Origin of the sequence: Klebsiella sp. K5-45 (assembly GCF_030128605.1) — a bacterium.
GTDB lineage: Bacteria > Pseudomonadota > Gammaproteobacteria > Enterobacterales > Enterobacteriaceae > Klebsiella > Klebsiella quasipneumoniae.
In genome coordinates, this window is the sequence record NZ_JAKUZW010000007.1 from 290,250 (window position 1) to 311,625 (window position 21,376).

The following is a 21,376-nucleotide window of genomic DNA, read 5'->3' on the forward strand; positions in this document are numbered from 1 at the left end:
CAGTCACATACTCATAAGGGTATTCAGTTGCAGGATCGGCTGCAGGATGGCCAGCACGATAAACAGCACCATGCCGGCCATGGTGACCACCAGCAGGGGTTCAAACAGGCTGAGGGACATCTGGATCTGCGCGCTCAGTTCCCGGTCCTGGTTCTCCGCCGCGCGCTCCAGCATGGCGGTCAGCTCACCGCTCTGTTCGCCGCTGGCGATCATGTAGCGCATCATCGGCGGAAACAGCGCCGTGGCCTCCAGCGCGCGATGCAGGCTGACGCCTTCGCGCACCGACTCGCTGGCGGTCTCCAGCTGGCTGCGCGCCCAGGCATTGCTGAGAACGCCCGCGCTGATGCGCATCGACAGCAGCAGCGGCACCGCGCTGGCGTTGAGAATGCTTAAGGTGCGGGCGTAGCGCGCGCTGTTGACGCTGCGCGTCACGCGGCCGATGACCGGCAGGCGCAGCAGCGCCCGGTCCCAGGCGAGCCGCCGGGCAGGCTGGCGCAGCAGATAGCGCAGCCCCAGCAGCGCCAGTAACGACAGCAGCACCAGCCAGGGGCCCGCGCTGCGCACCATGTCGCTCAGGCTCATCAGCAGCCGGGTAGAGAAGGGCAGGGCCTGTTTAAGATGGACAAACTGCTCGACGACTTTCGGCACCACGGTGGAGAGCAGAATGGCGATCACGCTGATGGCGACCAGCGTCAGCACGATGGGGTAGATCATCGCCTGCAGCAGGCGGGCGCGAAGCTGCTGGCGCTGCTCGGTATAGTCCGCCAGCCGATTCAGCACGCCGTCGAGATGGCCGGAGGTTTCGCCAGCCGCCACCATGGCGCAGAACAGGCCGTCGAAGCAGGCGGGATAGCCGCGCATCGCCTCCGCCAGCGAATGGCCTTCGAGCACTTTGCTCCGCACCCCGGCCATTAACGTTCTCAGCGGCGCCTTTTCGCACTGTTGGGCGACGGCATCGAGCGCTTTCTCCAGCGGAATGCCGGCGGCGACCAGGGTGGCCAGCTGGCGAGTGAGCAGGGCTAAATCACCGGCGCTGGTGCGCCGGGTAAGGAGCCCGCCGCGCCACAGCCGGCTCGCCGGGTCGGCGGCGGCCACTTCCAGCGCCAGCCAGCCTTTGTCCCGCAGCAGCTGGCGGGCGTGGCGGGCGGAGTCGGCTTGTTGAACGCCGCGGCGGGTTTTGCCCTGCGCGTCCAGCGCCTGATAGCGAAACAGGGCCATCTCAGACGCTGTCCGCCGTTTGCTGTTCGGTGACCCGCATCACCTCCTCCCAGCTGGTGATCCCCGCCAGCGCTTTATCGCGCCCGGCATGGCGCAGGGTCTGCCAGGCCGGCCCCAGCTGCTGGATCAGGGTGATCTCGTTTTCGCCGCGGTGGATGGCGGCGCGGACGCGGTCGTCGATCGGCAGCAGCTCGTGAATGCCGGTGCGTCCGCGATAGCCGGTGAAATTACACCGGGCGCAGCCTTTTGGCCGCCACAGCGGCGTGCCGGTCGGGACCGCCATCTGCCGGGCGGTGTCGGCATCCGCCTGCGTGGGCTGACGGCAGTGCGGGCACAGTTGGCGCACCAGCCGCTGCGACATCACCGCCAGCAGCGACGTGGAGAGTAAAAAAGGCTCCACGCCCATATCCTGCAGGCGGGAAATAGCGCCCAGCGCGCTGTTGGTGTGCAGCGTCGACAGCACCAGGTGGCCGGTGAGCGAGGCCTGAACGGCGATCTGCGCGGTTTCGCCATCGCGGATTTCGCCCACCAGCACCACGTCCGGATCCTGGCGCAGGATGGCGCGCAGGCCGCGGGCGAAGGTCATCTCGACTTTGGCGTTGACCTGGGTCTGGCCGATGCCCTCCAGCTCATACTCCACCGGATCTTCAATGGTCATGATGTTGCGCTCCCGGGCGTCGAGGCGGCTGAGGGCGGCGTAGAGCGTCGTGCTTTTCCCGGATCCGGTCGGCCCGGTGACCAGAATGATGCCGTGTGGCCGGGCGATCAGCGCGTCGACCTGGTCGAGCAGGGCGGGGGGCATGCCCAGCGTCAGCAGATCCAGGTTGACGCTGTTTTTGTCCAGCAGGCGCAGCACCACGCGTTCCCCATGGCTGGAGGGCAGGGTGGAGACGCGCACGTCTATCGCCCGCCCGCCGATGCGCAGCGCCATGCGGCCATCCTGGGGAACCCGTTTTTCCGCAATGTCCAGGCTCGCCATCACCTTGATACGCGAAATTAACAGCGCGGCCAGCCGCCGCTGCGGGCGGAGAATTTCCCGCAGCACGCCGTCGACGCGAAAGCGGATCTGCAGATGGCGCTCATAGGTTTCGATATGGATATCGGAGGCTTTCTCTTTGATAGCCTCGGTGAGCATGGCGTTGATCAGACGGATAATCGGCGCATCGTCCTCGCTGTCGAGCAGATCGTCGGTATCCGGCAGCTCTTCGGCGAGGGTATAGAGGTCAAGCTCATTGCCGATGTCGGCCATCATCCGGTGCGCTTCCGCCGAGTCGCGCTGATAGCTGAGCACCAGCGCTTTCTCGAACGCGTCCGGCGCCAGACGGCTGACGCTCATCGGCCCGTCCGCCAGGCGGCGCGCTTCAAGCAGCGCCCGGGCGGCGGTGTCCGCGCGGCACAGCGCTTCGCAGCGTTCGCCGTCGCTCAGCAGCACCAGATGGTGCGCGCGGGCCCAGGCGAAGGGCAGCAGCGGACGGCGTTCGGCGGCTGGCGTCATAGGCGGCCTCCGAGGTTAAAAGCGTCAATGGCGGCGCTGACCTGGCGGAAGGCCTGGGTCTCCTGCTGCGGGTAGATGTGCAACAGATCGTTGCTGAGCGATGCTTCGCTGCTCTCTTTGCCCCGCTGTTTGGTTTGCGCATCGTTGAAGGCGGTGTACTGGCCGGAAGAGGCCTGGCGGTACTCATCGCGGTCGCGAATAATGGTCGGGCGGATAAACAGCATCAGGTTGCGCTTCGACACTTTCTTGCTGTCGGAGCGGAACAGCGCGCCGATCACCGGGATGTCGCCGAGCAGCGGCACTTTGTCGGCGGTATCGGTGACGCTTTTATCCAGCAGCCCGCCAACCACCACCGTTTCGCCGCTGCCGACCAGCACGGCGTTATTCACCGTCCGGGTATTAAAGGTCGCTCCGAGATCGCTGCTGGTGCTGGAGGCCGAATCGGCGACGCTAGATACTTCCTGCTCAATCTCCAGCAGCACGGCATCGCCTTCGTTAATCTGCGGCTTCACCTTCAGCTTAATGCCCACGGTTTTGCGCTCGACGGTATTAAAGATGTTGTCGCCGGAGGTGGTTTGCGAGCCGGTTAACACCGGGACTTCCTGGCCGACGTTGAAGGTGGCTTGCATATTGTCGAGAGTGACGATGCTGGGGGTGGCCAGAATATCGTTCTTGGTACTGCTGGAGAGGGCGGTCAGCAGCATCGCCCAGTTCCCCTGATAGAAACCGGCGGCGATACCGTTAAACGAGCCGAGGGCGCTGGCCAGCGAGCTGCTGATGGTGCCGTCTTTGTTGTACTGGTTGGCGCCGGCGATGACGCTGGATATCGGTAAACCGCTGTTGGTGAACTGGGTCATGCCGGCGTTTTTATTGGCCCACTGGATACCGAGATTGAGGCCGTCGGCATCCTGCACTTCGGCGATAATCGCCTCCACCAGCACCTGCGGGCGGCGGATATCCAGCTGGGCGATCACTCGCTCCAGATCGTTCATCACGTCCGGCGCGGCGGTGACGATCAGGGCGTTGGTCTGGCCGTGGGCTTTGATAATGATATTTTTATCGATCGCGGCCACCGGTTTGGCGCTTTGCTTATCGTTCTGCAACGAGCTGCTGATCCCGGTCAGGACCTCCACCAGATCGGCGGCTTTGGCGTACTTCAGGTAGATCACTTTGGTGTTGCCCTGCACCGCCTGCTGGCGGTCGAGCTGTTTGATCATGGCGATAATGCGTTGGCGCGAGTTTGGCTCGCCGCTCACCAGCACCGAGTTGGTACGCTCATCGGCCACCACGTTCGCCACCATCGATCCCGGCAGCGCCGATTTGCTGGTGTCTTTATTGAGTTCGGTAACCAGTTTGACCACCTCCGCGGCGGAGGCCCAGGAGAGAGGCACGGTCACCACGCTGCGATCCCCGGCGTTGTCGACGCGTTCGACAATAGTCAGCAGGCGTTTGATCACCGCCGCGCGGCCGGTCATCAGCAGGACGTTGGAGGGTTCATAATGGACCACGCTGCCGGCGCCAGCGTTATCGTTCAGCTGGCGGAGCAGCGGCGCGAGATCGCGGGCGGCGACGTTGGTCAGGGGCACCACCCGGGTGACGACCTCATCGCCTTCGCCCGGCGCGGCCTCGCTGGCGACCGGAACGGCCGAGGTCTTGGCATCTTTAGCGCGGACCACCTTCAGCACGCCGTTATTCATATTAATCACGGCGAAGCCGTATACATCCAGCACGCTGAGGAAGAATTGATAATATTGCTCTTCATTGAGCATATCGTAACTGCGCACGGTGATAGTACCGCGTACGCTGGGATCGATAATCACCGTTTTATTCAGGTTTTTGCTGACGGTATTGATAAATTCCTGGATATCGGTGCCTTTAAAACTGGCGGAAAATTCCTCCGCGGCGGCCGGGGAAAATAGCAGCGGGGTTAATATCAGCAGCGCAGGCAGCATTTTTCGCAGGCGTTTCATGGTTGGCAATTATTCATCCCCCAGGGCGAAAGCAATATCGTGTCGTTGGCCTTCCCGCTCAACGGTTAGCGTTATTTCGGTCATGTCGGCCAAATTCTGCAGCGCCTGTTGCGCTTGTTCCTGATCGCGTAAATCGATGCCATTTAAGGTAATCGCCAAATCATTTGCCTGTAGGCCGGCCTGGCGAAACAGCGAGGGGTCTTTGCCAGGGTTAAGTCGATAGCCCTGCAGTTTGTCGCCGCTGAGTACCGGCGAAATCGTTAAATACGTGAGGATATTTTGCGGCTGCTCGCGGAGTCGCTTCATCAGGGGCGGACGGGGCGCGGCGGCGGGCGATGACGACGGCGCGCGGGTATCGTTAAATAATAAAATGGCCTCCTGGCGCCCCTGATAGTTGACGATGATCCGGTCTGGCAGGATGGCAGCGATCTGCGCATCGTACCCCGGGGTGGTATCGCCGACGCTAAGGCTAACCTGCTGATTTCCCTTTTCAATAATCGCGATGGATCGCGCCGGGTTGCTGCTGGCGAGCAGCCCGGCCAGACGTAGCTTCAGGCTGGAAACCGGCACCTGATTGAGGCTGGTGGCCGCCGCTGGCGCGGGGGGGTTTTTAGCCGCCAGGCCAAACAGGGTAAATGCGGGCCGCACGTTTTTTAATTCCGGTTCCGCTGCCGGAGGTGCGGTTAACGGCAGGGCGGAAATATCCTCAGAACTGACAGGGAATACCACCCGCCAGGTTAATTTCGCCAGCTGCGGAATGGCGGTTATTAATATGATGAGCGTCACAATTTGGGGTAATAATTTAATTATCCCTTTATTTATATTTGTTAACCCCATCACAGAAACTGGCATTTTAATTCCTTTGCTAATTTATTTTTCTGCACGCTGGCGTAATACCCTACCGAAACAGGTAGGTGATTATTGGCTTTTGAATGAATTATTGCCGGAGAGTGGCGATAAGCGTGGCGAATCATAATCAGTTTGCGGTTTGCGGTCGTCATTCCCTTTATTCATTTACTCCCCCGGCTTCCTACGCCCCCCTCTCATTTGTGGGGGATGATTGCGCCTGGGAAAGCAAAAATATCTAATTAGCGCGCTGTAAAGATATTCATCCTTTCTTACCTTTTATAATTTAATAAGCATATTAGGGACTATCGAATGCTCAGATATACCTGTCATGCCCTATTTATTGGATCGTTAGTATTATTGAGTGGCTGTGATAACAGCTCTTCCTCCTCTTCCTCTGGCTCACCTGGCGACCCAGGTAATCCCGGCACGCCCGACCCACAGGATGTCGTCGTCCGTTTACCGGACGTTGCCGTCCCTGGCGAAGCGGTACAGGCCTCTGCCAACCAGGCTGTCATTCATCTCGTCGATATCGCCGGCATCACCAGCAGCACGCCGGCGGACTATGCCAGCAAAAACCTCTATCTGTGGAATAACGAAACCTGCGATGCGCTGAGCGCGCCGGTGGCGGACTGGAATGATGTCAGCACCACGCCGACCGGCAGCGACAAATATGGCCCTTACTGGGTGATCCCGTTGACCAAAGAGAGCGGATGTATCAACGTTATCGTCCGCGATGGCACCAATAAGCTTATCGACAGCGACCTGCGCGTCTCTTTCAGCGATTTCACCGATCGGACGGTATCGGTCATCGCCGGCAACAGCGCGGTCTATGACTCCCGCGCCGACGCCTTCCGCGCCGCCTTTGGCGTGGCGCTGGCCGATGCGCATTGGGTCGATAAGACCACTCTGCTGTGGCCGGGCGGGGAAAATAAACCCATTGTGCGCCTCTATTACAGCCACAGCAGTAAGGTGGCTGCCGACAGTAACGGCGAATTTACCGATAAATATGTCAAGCTGACCCCCACCACCGTCAGCCAGCAGGTGAGCATGCGCTTCCCGCATCTCGCTAGCTATCCTGCCTTTAAGCTGCCGGATGACGTCAACGTCGATGAATTGCTGCAGGGCGAGACGGTGGCGATATCCGCCGAAAGCGACGGGATCCTGAGCTCCGCCACCCAGGTGCAGACCGCCGGCGTACTGGACGATACCTATGCCGCCGCCGCCGAGGCGCTGAGCTATGGCGCCCAGCTAACCGATAGCGGCGTGACCTTCCGCGTCTGGGCGCCCACGGCGCAGCAGGTCGAGCTGGTGATCTATAGCGCGGACAAGAAAGTGATAGCCAGTCACCCGATGACCCGCGACAGCGCCTCCGGCGCCTGGTCCTGGCAGGGCGGGAGCGACCTGAAAGGCGCGTTCTACCGCTACGCGATGACGGTCTACCACCCGCAGTCGCGTAAAGTCGAGCAGTACGAAGTGACCGATCCCTACGCCCATAGTTTGTCGACCAACTCGGAGTACAGCCAGGTGGTCGATCTGAACGACAGCGCGCTGAAGCCGGAAGGCTGGGACGGGCTGACGATGCCGCACGCGCAGAAAACCAAAGCCGACCTGGCGAAAATGACGATCCACGAATCGCATATTCGCGATCTCTCCGCCTGGGATCAAACCGTTCCTGCGGAGCTGCGCGGTAAGTATCTGGCGCTCACCGCCCAGGAGAGCAATATGGTCCAGCATCTGAAACAGCTGTCGGCCTCGGGCGTGACCCATATTGAGCTGCTGCCGGTCTTCGATCTGGCGACGGTCAATGAGTTCAGCGACAAAGTCGCCGATATTCAGCAGCCGTTCAGTCGCCTGTGCGAGGTCAACAGCGCGGTGAAGAGCAGCGAGTTCGCGGGCTATTGCGACAGCGGTTCGACGGTTGAAGAGGTGCTGACTCAGCTGAAGCAGAACGATAGCAAGGATAACCCGCAGGTGCAGGCGTTGAATACGCTGGTGGCGCAGACCGACTCCTATAACTGGGGCTACGATCCGTTCCACTACACGGTACCGGAAGGATCCTACGCCACCGATCCGGAAGGCACGGCGCGCATTAAAGAGTTCCGCACCATGATTCAGGCGATCAAGCAGGATCTGGGAATGAACGTCATTATGGACGTAGTGTACAACCACACCAACGCCGCCGGCCCGACCGACCGCACTTCGGTACTGGATAAGATCGTCCCCTGGTACTATCAGCGTCTGAACGAAACTACCGGCAGCGTGGAATCGGCTACCTGTTGCTCCGACTCGGCGCCAGAGCACCGGATGTTCGCCAAGCTTATCGCCGATTCACTGGCGGTATGGACCACCGATTATAAGATCGATGGCTTCCGCTTCGACCTGATGGGCTACCACCCGAAAGCGCAGATCCTCTCGGCCTGGGAACGCATTAAAGCGCTGAACCCGGATATCTACTTCTTTGGCGAAGGCTGGGATTCCAACCAGAGCGATCGCTTTGAAATTGCCTCGCAAATCAATCTCAAAGGCACCGGGATCGGCACGTTCTCCGATCGTCTGCGCGACGCCGTGCGCGGCGGCGGGCCGTTCGACTCCGGTGATGCATTGCGCCAGAACCAGGGCGTGGGCAGCGGGGCCGGCGTTCTGCCGAATGAGCTGACCACCCTGACCGACGATCAGGCGCGTCACCTCGCCGATCTGACCCGTCTCGGCATGGCCGGTAACCTTGCGGACTTCGTGCTGATCGACAAAGACGGCGCGGTGAAGAGAGGCAGCGAGATTGACTATAACGGTGCGCCAGGCGGCTACGCGGCTGATCCGACGGAAGTCGTGAACTATGTGTCAAAACACGATAACCAGACGCTGTGGGACATGATCAGCTATAAAGCCGCTCAGGAGGCAGATCTCGATACCCGCGTCCGGATGCAGGCGGTGTCGCTGGCGACGGTGATGCTCGGCCAGGGGATCGCCTTTGACCAGCAGGGCTCAGAGCTGCTGCGCTCTAAATCCTTTACCCGCGACTCGTATGATTCCGGCGACTGGTTTAACCGCGTGGACTACTCCCTGCAGGACAACAACTACAACGTCGGTATGCCGCGCAGCAGCGATGATGGCAGCAACTATGACATCATCGCCCGCGTGAAGGACTGGGTGGCCACCCCGGGCGAAGCCGAGCTCAAGCAGATGACCGCGTTTTATCAGGAGCTGACCGCGCTGCGTAAATCGTCGCCGCTGTTTACCCTCGGCGACGGCGCGACGGTGATGCAGCGCGTGGACTTCCGCAATACCGGCGCCGATCAGCAGACTGGTCTGCTGGTGATGACCATCGATGACGGGATCCAGGCTGGCGCCAGCCTGGACAGCCGCGTCGACGGCATCGTGGTGGCGATCAACGCTGCCCCGGAAAGCCGGACGCTGCAGGATTTCGCCGGCACATCGCTCCAGCTGAGCGCTATTCAGCAGGCGGCGGGCGACCGGTCGCTGGCCAGCGGCGTGCAGGTTGCCGCTGACGGCTCGGTCACGCTGCCGGCCTGGTCGGTTGCCGTCCTCGAATTGCCGCAGGGCGAATCGCAGGGCGCCGGCCTGCCGGTGAGCAGTAAATAAGGTGACGTGGGGCGCCCGTAAGGGCGCCTTCTCGTTATCGTGAGGGAACAGGAGACCGTTGTGATTGTTCGTGATGACAGTGAAAGAGGGATCCCCCCGCTGGTGGCGCATCAGCCGCCCACCACACTGGCGGACGCGCCGGTGGTCCGCGGCCGGATGGTGCAGATCCCTGGCTGGATTATCCCGCTGTACGCCGGATTATTTATCGCGCTCGGCTGGTTTGGCGGCGAGCAGTGGCGTCACCCGGCACCGCCGCAAACGCTGCCCTTGCCGGTGGCGCATGCGGCGCTTCTGCCGTTAACCGCTGCCGGAGAGGCCGCGCCAAAGACGCCGCCGCCGGCGGCAAAAGCCAGCGCGCCCGCCGCGCCGGTGGTGGACAGCGATACGCTGCCGCCTCTGCGCTACAGCGCCCATGTCTACGCCTCGTTAGCGGAAAAGCGCAGCATTGTGTTAAACGGCAAAGCGTGGACCGAGGGCGATTCCCCGCTGCCCAATCTGGTGGTGGAGCAGATCCAGCAGGATGTGACGATCTTTAGCTTCAATGGCACGACCTTTACCCTCGCGGCGCTGGAGGACTGGCCCGGCGGGAAAATTGACGAGGAGCCGAAAGGCGAATAAGGAGCAAGCGCAATTCAATGCGCGTTGAAGATATTTTGCTTAGTCGCCGCGTAGGCTGGCAATAAAGGGAGCAAGCTGGCGATTAAATTGACTGCACTGTGTGGCTTCCGGGGTGCTGTCCTGTAAAAGCTGTTGGTAAAGCCGGTCGCTATTTTGACTTAACGTTGCCGGGTCAATATTTCCCCATCCGCGCGCTTTGCCGACATTCACCACCGCCCGATAAATAGTTTCATCGGCGGGCAGATCGCTACGATTACATTTATTCTTGAGATAGCGCGTTCCTGCCGCCACGGACGAGAGCTGCTCGAGCTGCGCCTGGCTACTGATGGCCGGACTGAGCGTTGAGGCGGGTTTCTGTTGGCAGCCAGAGAGTAAGGCCACCACGCAAAGCGGGAATATAAGTGGAATGCGCATAGTAGAGTAATCAAAATAATGAATCACTGGCCGCTAGTTTAACAAATATTTCCCTGGTGTCATCATAAAATATTATTCTACATAAATGTTAACAGCCTCTCATTTTTATTGGCAGAAACTCGATTCATCCCCTTTACTTCTCTCAATAATAAATGCTGTCGTCCAGGAAATATATTTTCAGTCTGAGGCGATGCCGCCGCATTTGGCATCAGGGCGAGCGTCATTTTTTATGTTATTAAAAAACATACTCTTTCCCATCTTGTTACGTAAGCACGAGGTAAAATGCTGGTTAAGAATGTCGCATTTTAGTGCTATCCTGTATGCCCTGAACATTACGTGCTATGTTCTGACTTATTCTGCCAGTGATGCGTTTAACACATTGATTTTATGGTGAATTTCTATTGTTAGTATCATGTGAAGCGAAGCAAAGCAACCCTTTGAAAGGTGGGCGGCGCGTTCTGCCCGCCAGCAGGTTGTCGTCCTGAGGATGAGCAGCCTGAACGTTAATTTGAGAGATTTCTTCTTCCTCTGAACGGAGGAAGTATTGAGAATCAGGCCTTTGCGCCTGAACGTTGCGGAGAAAAAGCATGGCGGGAGATGACCGCGAGCCTATCGGACGTAAGGGAAGACCCTCACGTCCGACAAAACAGAAAGTCACCCGTCGCCGGGTCCGGGAAGAGGACTACGACGACGAGTATGATGACGATGATTATGAGGATGAGAAACCGGTGCCGAGAAAAGCCAAAGGCAAAGGTGGCAAGCCTCGTCGTAAGCGCAGCTGGCTGTGGCTGCTGGTCAAGCTGGGGATTGTCTTCGCGGTGCTGATTGCCGCCTATGGCGTCTACCTCGACCAGAAAATCCGCAGCCGCATCGACGGTAAAGTTTGGGAGCTGCCGGCTGCGGTCTATGGACGGATGGTGAACCTTGAGCCGGACATGCAGATCAGCAAAAACGAGATGGTGCGTCTGCTGAACGCCACCCAGTATCGTCAGGTTAGCGCGATGACGCGTCCCGGCGAATATACGGTGCAGGCCAACAGCATCGAGATGATCCGCCGTCCGTTCGATTTCCCGGACAGTAAAGAAGGGCAGGTGCGCGCGCGTCTGACCTTCGACGGCGACCATCTGGAAACCATCGAGAATATGGATAACAACCGCCAGTTCGGTTTCTTCCGCCTCGATCCGCGGCTTATTACCATGCTGCAGTCGCCGAACGGCGAGCAGCGTCTGTTCGTGAAGCGCAGCGGCTTCCCTGACCTGCTGGTGGATACACTGCTGGCGACCGAAGACCGCCACTTCTACGAGCACGATGGCATCAGCCTCTATTCCATCGGCCGTGCGGTGCTGGCGAACCTGACGGCAGGCCGGACGGTGCAAGGGGCAAGTACCCTGACCCAGCAGTTGGTGAAAAACCTGTTCCTCTCCAGCGAGCGCTCCTACTGGCGTAAAGCCAACGAAGCGTACATGGCGCTGATCGTCGACGCCCGCTACAGCAAGGATCGCATCCTTGAGCTGTACATGAACGAGGTGTACCTCGGTCAGAGCGGCGATAACGAAATTCGCGGCTTCCCGCTGGCCAGCCTGTACTACTTTGGCCGTCCGGTGGAAGAGCTGAGCCTCGACCAGCAGGCGCTGCTGGTGGGGATGGTGAAAGGGGCCTCGGTGTATAACCCGTGGCGCAACCCGAAGCTGGCCCTTGAGCGACGCAATCTGGTGCTGCGTCTGCTGCAGCAGCAGCAGGTCATCGACCAGGAGCTGTACGACATGCTGAGCGCGCGTCCGCTGGGCGTGCAGCCGCGCGGCGGGGTCATTTCACCACAGCCGGCGTTCATGCAGATGGTGCGTCAGGAGCTGCAGGCGAAGCTGGGCGATAAAGTAAAAGATCTCTCCGGCGTGAAGATCTTCACTACCTTCGACTCGGTGGCGCAGGATGCCGCGGAAAAAGCGGCTACTGAAGGGATCCCGGTACTGAAGAAACAGCGCAAGCTGGCAGATCTGGAAACCGCCATGGTGGTGGTGGACCGCTTTACCGGTGAAGTGCGGGCGATGGTCGGCGGCGCGGAGCCGCAGTTCGCCGGCTACAACCGCGCGATGCAGGCCCGCCGGTCGATTGGTTCTCTGGCCAAGCCGGCGACCTATCTGACCGCGCTGAGCCAGCCGAATCAGTATCGCCTGAATACGTGGATCGCCGATGCGCCAGTGACCATTCGCCTGTCCAATGGCCAGACCTGGTCGCCGCAGAACGACGATCGTCGCTTCAGCGGTCAGGTGATGCTGGTAGATGCCCTGACTCGTTCGATGAACGTGCCGACGGTTAACCTCGGGATGGCGCTGGGCTTGCCGGCGGTGGTCGATACCTGGACCAAACTGGGGGCGCCGAAGAATCAGCTCAACGCCGTGCCGGCGATGCTGCTTGGCGCGCTGAACCTGACGCCGATTGAAGTGGCCCAGGCCTTCCAGACCATCGCCAGCGGCGGCAACCGTGCACCACTCTCCGCCCTGCGGTCAGTGATTGCGGAAGATGGCACGGTGCTGTATCAGAGCTACCCGCAGGCGGAGCGCGCGGTGCCTGCCCAGGCGGCCTACATGACGCTGTGGACCATGCAGCAGGTAGTGCAGCGCGGGACGGGGCGTCAGCTGGGGGCGAAGTATCCGGGCCTCCATCTGGCGGGGAAAACCGGGACCACCAACAATAACGTCGATACCTGGTTTGCCGGGATCGACGGTAGCCAGGTGACCATCACCTGGGTGGGTCGCGACAATAACCAGCCAACCAAACTGTACGGCGCCAGCGGTGCGATGTCGATTTATCAGCGTTATCTGGCGAACCAGACGCCAACGCCGCTGGTGCTGACGCCGCCGGAAGATGTGGTCGACATGGGCGTGGACAGCAACGGCAACTTCGTCTGCAGCGGCGGGATGCGTTCGCTGCCGGTGTGGACGACGCAGCCGGATGCGCTGTGCCGCCAGGGCGAGATGATGCAGCAGCAGCAGTTGCAGCAGCAGGAAGCGAACAACCCGTTCAATCAGTCCGGGCAGCAGCAGCCTCAGCAGCAACAACAACCGCAGCAACAGCCGCCGAAGCAGCAGGAGAAGAGCGACGGCGTCGCGGGCTGGATCAAGGATATGTTCGGCAGTAACTGATTTAAGCCCTAAGACCAGACCCCTTAAGACGAAAGTATTAAGGGGTTTTTTTACGTCTGTAAAAAAGTTAACGGCTCTTTAACTCCATAATAACTATCTGGTTATTAATTCAGCCCTCGACCCGCAGCGACAGGCATATCGCTTGCCTTGCCTTCGACGTTTCGCCTATTATATCGCCCGTCATAATAATAATTCTCGTTTACGTTATCATTCACTTTCATCAGAGATATACCCATGGCGCGTCCAAAAACTGCTCAGCCAAACCACTCGCTGCGTAAAGTCGCAGCTGTAGTAGCCACGGCGGTTAGCGGCATGTCTGTCTACGCACAGGCAGCAGAACAACCGAAGCAAGAAGAAACCATCACCGTCGTTGCCGCTCCGGCCGCCCAGGAAAGCGCCTGGGGACCGGCGCCGACCATCGCGGCGAAACGCTCCGCTACGGCGACGAAAACCGATACCCCGATTGAAAAAACGCCGCAGTCTGTGTCGGTGGTGACGCGCCAGGAGATGGAGATGCGCCAGCCGACGACGGTAAAAGAGGCGCTCTCCTATACGCCAAGCGTCTTCTCCACCCGCGGCAGTTCGACCACCTATGACGTGGTCACCATTCGCGGCTTCACCACCTCGACGACCGTCAACACCAACCAGTATCTGGACGGCATGAAGCTGCAGGGGAATAACTACTCTGAAGTCTCCATGGATCCTTACTTCCTGGAGCGCGTGGAAGTGATGCGCGGGCCAACTTCGGTGCTGTACGGCAACAGCAACCCGGGCGGTATCGTCAGCATGGTCAGCAAACGCCCGACCACCGAGCCGCTGAAAGAAGTGCAGTTTAAGATGGGCACCGACAATCTGTGGCAGACCGGGTTTGACTTCAGCGACGCCATTGATGATGCCGGCGTCTGGTCTTACCGCCTGACCGGCCTGGGCCGCAGCCAGGATGCCCAGCAGCAGATGGCGAAATCGACCCGCTACGCGGTGGCGCCCTCCTTTAGCTGGCGTCCGGACGATAAAACCGACTTCACATTCCTGAGCAACTTCCAGAATGACCCGGATGCGGGCTACTACGGCTGGCTGCCGCGTGAAGGCACCGTGGTGCCGTATTACGACGCCAACGGTAAGGCGCACAAGCTGCCAACCGATTTCAATGAAGGCGAGGCGGATAATAAAATCTCCCGCCGCCAGAAGATGGTGGGCTACAGCTTCTCCCATCAGTTCGATGACACCTTTACCGTGCGGCAGAACCTGCGCTATGCCGAGGTCGATACCCTGTATCGCTCGGTGTACGGCAATGGCTATGTCGCGCCGGGCTACATGAATCGCGCCTATGTGCGCTCCGACGAGCACCTGAACACCTTTACCGTCGATACCCAGCTGCAGTCTGATTTCGCCACCGGCGCGGTCAGCCATACGCTGCTGACCGGCGTGGACTACTCGCGGATGCGTAATGATGTGGATGCCGACTACGGGACGGCGGATCCTATCAGCATGAATAATCCGCAGTACGGCAACCCGAATATTCAGGTTACCTTCCCGTACGCGGTGCTCAACCGGATGGAACAGACCGGCCTGTACGCGCAGGATCAGATGGAGTGGGATAAGTGGGTCATGACCCTGGGCGGTCGTTACGACTACGCCACCACCTCAACGTTAACCCGCGCCACCAACAGCCTGGCGGAGAACCACGACCAGCAGTTCAGCTGGCGCGGCGGACCGCGAGAAAGTGGAAGAGGCGATTGCGCTGGTGGGACTGAAGCCGCTCGCCCATCGCCTGGTGGACAGCCTCTCCGGCGGCGAACGCCAGCGGGCGTGGATCGCCATGCTGGTGGCGCAGGATAGCCGCTGTCTGCTGCTCGATGAACCCACCTCGGCGCTGGATATCGCCCATCAGGTTGATGTCCTCGCGCTGGTGCATCGCCTCAGCCAGCAGCGCGGCCTGACGGTGATCGCCGTCCTGCACGACATTAATATGGCGGCCCGCTACTGCGACTATCTGGTGGCCCTGCGCGGCGGAGAAATGATCGCCCAGGGGACGCCGGCGGAACTGATGGGCAGCGACACCCTGGAACAAATCTACGGCATCCCGATGGGGATCCTGCCGCACCCGGCCGGCGCGGCGCCGGTAAGCTTTGTCTATTGATGATGACCCCGACTCAGATAACCCGACGCCGCCTGCTGACCGCGATGGCGCTCTCGCCGCTGCTGTGGCAGATGCGCGGCGCGCAGGCGGCGAACGTTGACCCGCAGCGCGTGGTCGCCCTGGAGTGGCTGCCGGCGGAGCTGCTGCTGGCGCTGGGCGTCACGCCTTACGGCGTGGCCGATATCCCCAACTATCGCCTGTGGGTGAACGAACCCGCGCTGCCCGACTCGGTGATCGATGTCGGTTTGCGTACCGAACCCAATCTTGAACTGCTGACGCAGATGAAACCGTCATTTATCGTCTGGTCGGCAGGCTACGGCCCGTCGCCGGAGAAGCTGGCGCGTATCGCCCCCGGCCGCGGATTTACCTTCAGCGATGGCAAACGTCCGCTGGCGATGGCTCAGCGCTCGCTGCTGGAGATGGCTGACCTGCTGGGCAAAACACAACAGGCTCAGCACCACCTGGCGGAGTTTGAGGCGCTGATGGCGAGCCTGAAGCCGCGTTTTGCCGGGCGCGGCGACCGTCCGCTGTTGATGATCTCCCTGCTCGATCCGCGCCATGTACTGGTTTTTGGCGAAAACTGCCTGTTCCAGGAAGTGCTCGATCGCTTTGGCATCAAAAACGCCTGGCGCGGCGAAGCGGCGTTCTGGGGCAGCGTCAGCGTTGGCATCGACCGGCTGGCGGAATTTAACGAGGCCGATGTGATCTGTTTCGATCATGGTAACGAGCGGGAGATGACCCAACTGCTGGCGACCCCGCTGTGGCAGGCGATGCCGTTCGTGCGCGCGGGGCGCTTCCAGCGCGTTCCGGCGGTGTGGTTCTATGGCGCGACGCTGTCGGCGATGCATTTTGCCCGCGTGCTGGCCGAGGCCCAGGGGAATCCGGCATGAATAGGCGTATTTCACCGTTAGCCATTATCCTGCTGGCCGGGCTGCTGGTTGCCGCCTTCGCGTTGAGCATCGTCAATCTCAACGTCGCCTTGCCCTATGCGCAATGGCGGCAGGCGCTGTGGCAGCCGGATAGCGATCGGATTGCCCAGATGCTGTTTCATTACAGCCTGCTGCCGCGGGTGACCGTTTCACTGCTGGTGGGGGCCGGGCTGGGACTGGTCGGCGTACTGTTCCAGCAGGTGCTGCGCAATCCGCTGGCGGAGCCAACCACCCTTGGCGTCGCCACCGGCGCGCAACTGGGGATCACAGTAACTACGCTGTGGGCCATCCCCGGCGTGCTGGCGTCGCAGTTTGCCGCGCTGGCCGGAGCCTGTCTGGTGGGAGCGCTGGTGTTTGGCGTCTCCTGGGGCAAGCGCCTGTCGCCGGTAACGCTGATCCTGGCGGGCCTGGTGGTCAGCCTCTACTGCGGGGCGCTTAACCAGCTGATGGTGATTTTCCATCACGACCAGCTGCAGAGTATGTTCTTGTGGAGCACCGGGACGCTGACGCAAACCGACTGGAGCGTGGCGCAGCGCCTGTGGCCGCAGCTGCTGGGCGGCGCAGTACTCACGCTGCTGCTGCTGCGTCCGCTGACCCTGATGGGGCTCGATGACGGAGTGGCGCGCAACCTTGGGCTGGCGTTGTCTCTGGCGCGCCTCGGCGCCCTGACGCTGGCGATCGTGATGAGCGCGCTGCTGGTCAACGCGGTCGGGATTATCGGCTTTATCGGCCTGTTCGCGCCGCTGCTGGCGAAAATGCTCGGCGCCCGTCGACTGCTGGCCCGGCTGCTGCTGGCGGCGCTGATCGGCGCGCTGCTCCTGTGGCTTTCAGATCAGGTGATCCTCTGGCTGAGCAGGGTATGGCGGGAAGTCTCCACCGGCTCGGTCACCGCCCTGATTGGCGCGCCGCTGCTGCTGTGGCTGCTGCCGCGGCTGCGCAGCATCAGCGCCCCGGTGATGAACGGCGGCGATAACGTGCAGCCTGAGCGCTATCACGTGCAAGGGTTTGTTCTCGGGGGCGTCGCGTTGCTGCTGCTGGCGGTGAGCGTGGCGCTGGCCTTTGGTCGCGATGCCCACGGTTGGCTGTGGGCTCACGGCGATCTGCTGGAGCAACTGCTGCCCTGGCGCTGGCCGCGAGTGCTGTCGGCGCTGTTCGCCGGGGTGATGCTGGCGGTCGCCGGCTGTATTATCCAGCGCCTGACCGGCAACCCGATGGCCAGTCCGGAAGTGCTGGGCATCAGCTCCGGCGCCGCCTTTGGCGTGGTGCTGATGCTGTTCTTCGTCCCTGGCGACGCCTTTGGCTGGCTGCTGCCGGCCGGGAGCCTTGGCGCGGCCGGCACCTTGCTGATCATTATGCTGGCCGCCGGGCGCGGCGGCTTTTCGCCGCATCGGATGCTGCTGGCGGGGATGGCGCTCAGTACCGCCTTCACCATGCTGCTGATGATGCTGCAGGCCAGCGGCGATCCGCGCATGGCGCAGATCCTGACGTGGATCTCAGGGTCGACCTACAGCGCGACGCCGGAGAGGGTGGTCCGCAGCGGCGCGGTGATGCTGCTCCTGCTGGCGCTGGCGCCGCTCTGTCGCCGTTGGCTGACCATCCTGCCGCTGGGCGGGGAGGCGGCGCGAGCGGTGGGCATGGCGCTGACCTCATCGCGGATTGTTCTGCTGCTGCTGGCGGCCTGCCTGACGGCGGCGGCGACGCTGACCATCGGCCCGCTGAGCTTCGTCGGGCTGATGGCGCCGCATATCGCACGGATGATGGGCTTCCGGCGCACGCTGCCGCATATGGTGATCTCCGGGCTGACTGGCGGGCTGCTGCTGGTCTTCGCCGACTGGTGCGGACGAATGATCATGTTTCCCTACCAGATCCCGGCGGGGCTGTTATCAACCTTTATCGGCGCGCCGTACTTTATCTATTTGCTGAGAAAGCAGAGCCGCTAACGCGTGGCGTTAGCGCGAAAGATCCCGGATAGCGGCGCGTTGCGCTTTATCCGGGCTACCGCACGGTGCCGTTTTTTTTCGGGTAGCGGCTAACGCCTTATCCGACCTACGGTCCGTGCCATTGCGGGTTTGGTAGGCCGGGTAAGCGGAGCGTCACCCGGCATGCAGGGAGCTTACAGTTTGGCAAACACCCGACGCGCGGCGTCGATGGTATTGTCGATATCTTCTTCGCTGTGGGCCACGGACATAAAGCCAGCCTCAAATGCTGACGGCGCCAGGTACACGCCTTCCTCCAGCATCAGATGGAAGAAGCGCTTGAAGCGTTCGACATCGCACTTCACCACATCCTGATAGCAGGTGACAGTTTCGGCATCGGTAAAGAAGATGCCGAACATGCCGCCGACGTTATTGACCACCAGCGGGATCCCGGCGTCACGCGCCGCATCAAGCAGACCTTGCGCCAGCTGGTTGGTCAGCTCGGTGAGGGTTTCATGTACGCCCGGCTGCGCCACTTCGCTTAAGCAGGCGAAGCCGGCGGCCATGGCGATCGGGTTACCGGAGAGGGTACCGGCCTGATAAACCGGGCCGGTGGGGGCCAGAGCGTCCATCACCTCGCGACGGCCGCCGAAAGCGCCTACCGGCATCCCGCCGCCGATGATTTTCCCGAGACAGGTCAGATCCGGCTCCACGCCGTAATAAGCCTGCGCGCCCGCCAGCGCCACGCGGAAGCCGGTCATCACTTCGTCGATGATCAGCAGGGCGCCAAATTCGTCGCACAGCGCGCGCAGGCCCGGCAGGAACTCCGGCTGCGGCGGAATGCAGTTCATATTCCCGGCGACCGGCTCGACGATGATGCAGGCGATATCCTGTGGATATTGCTCGAACGCCGCGCGCACCGAGGCGAGGTCGTTATAGGTGCAGGTCAGGGTGTGTTTGGCGAAATCAGCCGGCACGCCCGGCGAGTTCGGCTGGCCGAGGGTCAGCGCGCCGGAACCGGCTTTCACCAGCAGGCAGTCGGCATGGCCGTGGTAGCAACCTTCGAACTTGATGATCTTGTCGCGGCCGGTGAAGCCGCGCGCCAGGCGAATCGCGCTCATGGTGGCTTCGGTACCGGAGTTCACCATCCGCACCATATCCATGGTCGGTACCAGCTCGGTCACTAGCGCCGCCATTTTCACTTCCATTTCGGTCGGCGCGCCAAAGCTCAGGCCGCGTGACGCCGCCTCGATCACCGCGTTGCGGATCGCCGGATGGTTGTGGCCCAGCACCATCGGACCCCAGGAGCCGACATAATCGATATAGGCCTTTCCATCCACGTCATAGAGGTAAGCGCCATCCGCGCGTTCGATAAACAGCGGGGTACCGCCGACGCCGGTAAAGGCGCGCACCGGCGAGTTAACGCCGCCGGGGATCAGTTCGCGCGCAGTATGGTACAGATTTTCAGATTTGCTCATGGCCAGGGTCCTGGTTCGTGAAAAATGTTTTATCGGCTATTCTAAGTTATTCCAGGATGGTTATGAAAGTTTTGCCCAATTGAAACAATGTGCCGCAAGGGCATTTTTTTGACGACGCAGCGCGCCGGGGCGGCTAAAATGCCTCTCTCTTCATTTGTATTACCAATAATTGATAACGGCATGAAAGCAGAAGCTCCCTCTTTTGAAGCACATCAGTTCGTGCGGGTGCGTCGCGGCGATGCGGTGCGCCGCTTAATTCAGCGCGATAAAACGCCGCTGGCGGTGCTGTTTATGGCGGCGGTGGTCGGCACGCTGGCCGGGCTGGTGGGCGTGGCGTTTGAAAAGAGCGTGAACTGGGTGCAGAACCAGCGGATCGGCGCGCTGGCGCAGGTAGCGGACCACTGGTATCTGGTCTGGCCGCTGGCGTTTATCTTGTCGGCGCTGCTGGCGATGGTCGGCTATTTCCTCGTGCGCCGCTTTGCGCCGGAGGCTGGCGGATCGGGGATCCCTGAGATCGAAGGGGCGCTGGAGGAGCTGCGGCCGGTGCGCTGGTGGCGCGTGCTGCCGGTTAAATTCATCGGTGGCATGGGGACCCTGGGCGCCGGAATGGTGCTGGGACGCGAAGGGCCGATGGTGCAGCTTGGCGGCAACATTGGGCGCATGGTGTTGGATATTTTCCGCATGCGCAGTCCGGAAGCGCGGCACACGCTGCTGGCGACCGGCGCGGCATCGGGTCTCTCAGCGGCTTTTAACGCGCCGCTGGCTGGTATCCTGTTTATCATCGAAGAGATGCGCCCGCAGTTCCGCTACAACCTGATCTCCATTAAAGCGGTATTTACCGGCGTGATCATGTCGAGCATTGTGTTTCGCATTTTTAACGGCGAGGCGGCAATTATAGAGGTGGGCAAGCTGAGCAATGCCCCGGTGAACACTCTGTGGCTGTACCTGGTGCTGGGGATGCTGTTTGGCTGCTTCGGCCCGCTATTTAATTTTCTGGTGCTGCGCACCCAGGATCTGTTCCAGCGCATTCACGGCGGCAACATCAAAAAATGGGTGTTAATGGGCGGGATCATCGGCGGGCTTTGCGGTCTGCTGGGGCTGATGCAGCCCTCCGCGGTGGGCGGTGGCTTTAACCTGATCCCCATCGCCGCCGCCGGTAACTTCTCCGTCGGTTTGCTGCTGTTTATCTTTATTGCCCGCGTGGTGACCACGCTGATCTGCTTCTCCTCCGGCGCGCCGGGGGGCATCTTCGCCCCGATGCTGGCGCTCGGCACGCTGCTGGGCACGGCGTTCGGCATGGCGGCTATCCCGCTGTTTCCGTCCTACCATCTCGATGCCGGCACCTTCGCTATCGCCGGCATGGGCGCGCTGCTCGCCGCCTCGGTGCGCGCGCCGCTGACCGGGATTGTGCTGGTGCTGGAGATGACCGATAACTATCAGCTCATTTTGCCAATGATTATTACCTGCCTTGGCGCAACACTACTGGCGCAATTCCTCGGCGGTAAGCCTTTGTATTCGACCATTCTGCAACGTACTCTGGCGAAGCAGGAGGCCGAGCAGGCGGCAAAAGCGCAGCAGGCGCCCCGGGAGAATACTTGAACGATTT

At 61.0% G+C, this 21,376-nt stretch carries 13 protein-coding genes and 2 pseudogenes; 8 read left to right on the forward strand and 7 right to left on the reverse strand.

Features of this window, described 5'->3' with window-relative positions; translation table 11 throughout:
- Positions 1-3: 3 nt before the first annotated feature.
- From gspF to MKS11_RS17020, 5 genes are read right to left on the reverse strand one after another with little or no spacing between them, the layout of a single operon-like run.
- Complete coding sequence (gene gspF, locus MKS11_RS17000; RefSeq protein ID WP_004204418.1) at positions 4-1,218, reverse strand: type II secretion system inner membrane protein GspF; 1,215 nt, start codon at positions 1,216-1,218, stop codon at positions 4-6.
- A 1-nt stretch (position 1,219) separates the two neighbouring features.
- Positions 1,220-2,713 carry a type II secretion system ATPase GspE gene (gspE, locus tag MKS11_RS17005; protein WP_017901153.1) on the reverse strand — a complete coding sequence of 498 codons (1,494 nt, stop codon included), beginning with the start codon at positions 2,711-2,713 and terminating at the stop codon, positions 1,220-1,222.
- The gene (gene pulD / locus MKS11_RS17010) at positions 2,710-4,683 is read right to left on the reverse strand and encodes a GspD family T2SS secretin variant PulD (protein ID WP_004204420.1); all 1,974 of its coding nucleotides are present in this window, start codon (positions 4,681-4,683) and stop codon (positions 2,710-2,712) included. Before pulD ends, gspE begins: the two co-directional genes overlap by 4 nt.
- Before the next feature lie 9 nt (positions 4,684-4,692).
- On the reverse strand, positions 4,693-5,535 hold the full coding sequence (gspC, locus tag MKS11_RS17015; RefSeq protein ID WP_064189490.1) for a type II secretion system protein GspC: 843 nt from the start codon (positions 5,533-5,535) through the stop codon (positions 4,693-4,695).
- The gene (locus MKS11_RS17020; RefSeq protein ID WP_032426032.1) at positions 5,520-5,657 is read right to left on the reverse strand and encodes a hypothetical protein; all 138 of its coding nucleotides are present in this window, start codon (positions 5,655-5,657) and stop codon (positions 5,520-5,522) included. The genes gspC and MKS11_RS17020 overlap by 16 nt, the downstream gene beginning before the upstream one ends.
- A gap of 184 nt (positions 5,658-5,841) precedes the next feature.
- Here MKS11_RS17020 and pulA point away from each other — a divergent pair, with 184 nt between their 5' ends.
- Both pulA and gspB read left to right on the forward strand, forming a co-directional pair.
- Positions 5,842-9,132 (forward strand): pullulanase-type alpha-1,6-glucosidase, encoded by a 3,291-nt coding sequence (pulA, locus tag MKS11_RS17025; RefSeq protein ID WP_043521982.1) that lies wholly within the window; start codon positions 5,842-5,844, stop codon positions 9,130-9,132.
- A 60-nt stretch (positions 9,133-9,192) separates the two neighbouring features.
- Positions 9,193-9,750 carry a type II secretion system assembly factor GspB gene (gspB, locus tag MKS11_RS17030; RefSeq protein WP_004204426.1) on the forward strand — a complete coding sequence of 186 codons (558 nt, stop codon included), beginning with the start codon at positions 9,193-9,195 and terminating at the stop codon, positions 9,748-9,750.
- Between the two features lie 39 nt (positions 9,751-9,789).
- Here gspB and gspS read toward each other — a convergent pair whose 3' ends face one another.
- Entirely contained in the window at positions 9,790-10,164 is a 375-nt protein-coding gene (gene gspS, locus MKS11_RS17035) for a type II secretion system pilot lipoprotein GspS (protein ID WP_023319765.1), read from the reverse strand.
- A 587-nt stretch (positions 10,165-10,751) separates the two neighbouring features.
- Between gspS and mrcB the strand changes: the two genes are divergently transcribed.
- The 5 genes and pseudogenes from mrcB to fhuB all read left to right on the forward strand — a co-directional run bounded on the left by mrcB (position 10,752) and on the right by fhuB (position 18,316).
- Positions 10,752-13,307: a bifunctional glycosyl transferase/transpeptidase gene (mrcB, locus tag MKS11_RS17040; protein ID WP_023319766.1), complete on the forward strand. Its 2,556-nt coding sequence runs from the start codon at positions 10,752-10,754 to the stop codon at positions 13,305-13,307.
- A gap of 234 nt (positions 13,308-13,541) precedes the next feature.
- Positions 13,542-15,020, forward strand: a pseudogene (gene fhuA / locus MKS11_RS17045) (ferrichrome porin FhuA); the annotation flags it as partial.
- Positions 15,010-15,447: pseudogene (locus MKS11_RS17050) on the forward strand (ATP-binding cassette domain-containing protein); the annotation flags it as partial. The pseudogenes fhuA and MKS11_RS17050, both read left to right, overlap by 11 nt.
- Complete coding sequence (gene fhuD / locus MKS11_RS17055) at positions 15,447-16,337, forward strand: Fe(3+)-hydroxamate ABC transporter substrate-binding protein FhuD (protein WP_049116584.1); 891 nt, start codon at positions 15,447-15,449, stop codon at positions 16,335-16,337. The pseudogene MKS11_RS17050 and the gene fhuD, both read left to right, overlap by 1 nt.
- Positions 16,334-18,316, forward strand: coding sequence for a Fe(3+)-hydroxamate ABC transporter permease FhuB (gene fhuB / locus MKS11_RS17060; protein ID WP_049003563.1), 1,983 nt, complete (start codon positions 16,334-16,336; stop codon positions 18,314-18,316). Before fhuD ends, fhuB begins: the two co-directional genes overlap by 4 nt.
- A gap of 173 nt (positions 18,317-18,489) precedes the next feature.
- On the opposite strand, the gene hemL is transcribed toward fhuB, so the two are convergent.
- Positions 18,490-19,770: a glutamate-1-semialdehyde 2,1-aminomutase gene (gene hemL / locus MKS11_RS17065; protein ID WP_004204435.1), complete on the reverse strand. Its 1,281-nt coding sequence runs from the start codon at positions 19,768-19,770 to the stop codon at positions 18,490-18,492.
- A gap of 180 nt (positions 19,771-19,950) precedes the next feature.
- On the opposite strand from hemL, the gene clcA reads away from it, so the two are divergent.
- Positions 19,951-21,369, forward strand: a complete 1,419-nt coding sequence (gene clcA / locus MKS11_RS17070; RefSeq protein WP_087771103.1) for a H(+)/Cl(-) exchange transporter ClcA — start codon at positions 19,951-19,953, stop codon at positions 21,367-21,369.
- Positions 21,370-21,376: the final 7 nt, after the last annotated feature.